The sequence below is a fragment of the Ruegeria sp. AL12 genome (genome assembly GCF_056540885.1).
Genome location: NZ_JBQFXN010000036.1, coordinates 1 through 1,749 on the forward strand (window position 1 = coordinate 1; position 1,749 = coordinate 1,749).

Below are 1,749 nucleotides of genomic sequence, written 5' to 3' on the forward strand. Positions count from 1 at the left end.
CTCCAGTAAGCTTGCGTACTGTCTTCGCCAGATACCCAGTTCTGATCAACACGGCTGCTAGCGCCAGGATCAGCACCAAATTTGTTGCAAGCAAGATCCGGTTCCCAATCGGCCGTTTCGCGCTCATTTCACCATTTCCTTTAGCTGTTCAGGTTGCAAGTCGCTAAAGTAGCGCGAGAAGCACTGTGTGCCGATCTGTGTAGGCTTTCCTTACTTCGACCGGTGGTCTCAACGTAATCTCCAATCCCTCCATCACCGCTTTATCCGGGCGACCAAAGAATTTCGTTGCCTCAGCGTCAGAAAACCCTGCGATCTGGGTGGCCTCCATCCAGGCGCTGATCTTGTCGGCTTTCTTGATCTGCCGCTTCACCGTTTTCGGCACCGCGGCTGGCAGGCCGAAGCGGATGTGAATTGCTGCCGCCAGACGGTCATCCAAGGCGCCGTAACCGGGGCCCACAGCGGATTTGACCGGCGAAATCATGTCGCCGATCACGTATTCCGGCGCATCATGTAACAGGGCTGCCAACCGCCACTTGACGGGTGTCTTGGGGGCAATTCTGCCGAAGAGTTCCTCAACCAACAGGGAGTGTTCGGCCACGGAATAGGCGAAATCGCCGCGTGTCTGCCCGTTCCAGCGCGCCACAAAAGCAAGCCCATGGGCGATATCTTCTATCTCGATATCCACCGGGGTCGGGTCCAGCAGGTCCAGCCGACGCCCCGATAACATGCGCTGCCATGCCCTGGGTTGTGTTGCCATTTTGCTATGCCTCGCCTGACCGGACGCGATTGCGCCATATTTTTGTGTTATGATGTACCTGTCTGGATCACTTGCTGCCAACAGTTTCTTGAGCATTTGTGCTTTGAAACGGCGCGCCATGATCCCGACATCAAAACCGAGGGGGGCACATGCTTCTCCCGGTGTGCTCCTCTCGACCGTGAAACGCGAAACGATAGGAGTTTGTCATGTTCAAGCGTTTATTCGCCATTGCCTTGACCTTTGGAATGGCCGCGACCGCCCCACCAGCTTTTGCCCGAAGTTGCGCAGATCGCGACGATATTGTGACCAGATTGCAGGAAAACTACGCCGAAGAATTGGCCTTTGGCGGTTTGCAAAAGACGCGCGACGCGCAATCTGTGATGGAGGTCTGGGCCTCGAAGGAAACGGGCAGTTATACCGTTTTGGTAACCAATGCGAACGGAATCAGTTGTATTGTTGCCGTTGGCACAGATTTTTTTGAAGCGATACCAAAGATAAAAATCGAAGGCACGCCAAGCTGAAAGCGGCCAGCAGGCTTCCGGTAACAGTCTTCAAAGTTGCCACCTGCCCCAAGGAGTGCTAGGGGCAGCCGGGACTGTGATTTACCGAAAATGGAGCGCCTGATGGCCGTGGACTATATCGTTAAAGACATTTCGCTGGCCGGGTTCGGCCGCAAGGAATTGGATATTGCCGAAACCGAGATGCCGGGACTGATGTCTCTGCGTGCGGAATATGGGGACAGCAAGCCTCTGACAGGTGCGCGTATCGTTGGGTCGCTGCACATGACCATCCAGACCGGCGTTCTGATTGAAACGCTGGTTGCGCTGGGTGCGGATGTGCGCTGGGCGTCGTGCAACATCTTCTCGACTCAGGACCATGCCGCTGCCGCGATCGCCGAGGCGGGCATTCCCGTCTTCGCCATCAAGGGTCAGACGCTGGAAGAGCATTGGGATTATCTGGATAAATCCTTCCTGTTTGAAGATGGTCCGAAC

3 protein-coding genes are annotated in these 1,749 nt (G+C 55.5%); 2 read left to right on the forward strand and 1 reads right to left on the reverse strand.

Annotation, left to right across the window (positions count from 1 at the left end; all coding sequences use genetic code 11):
* Positions 1 to 163 precede the first annotated feature (163 nt).
* The gene (locus tag ACR0C6_RS21070; protein WP_480621045.1) at positions 164 to 757 is read right to left on the reverse strand and encodes an HD domain-containing protein; all 594 of its coding nucleotides are present in this window, start codon (positions 755 to 757) and stop codon (positions 164 to 166) included.
* A 206-nt stretch (positions 758 to 963) separates the two neighbouring features.
* On the opposite strand from ACR0C6_RS21070, the gene ACR0C6_RS21075 reads away from it, so the two are divergent.
* Both ACR0C6_RS21075 and ACR0C6_RS21080 read left to right on the forward strand, forming a co-directional pair.
* Positions 964 to 1,278, forward strand: a complete 315-nt coding sequence (locus ACR0C6_RS21075; protein ID WP_480482605.1) for a hypothetical protein — start codon at positions 964 to 966, stop codon at positions 1,276 to 1,278.
* A 102-nt stretch (positions 1,279 to 1,380) separates the two neighbouring features.
* Positions 1,381 to 1,749, forward strand: a 369-nt coding sequence (locus ACR0C6_RS21080; RefSeq protein WP_480621046.1) for an adenosylhomocysteinase, incomplete at its 3' end; no start/stop codon positions are given.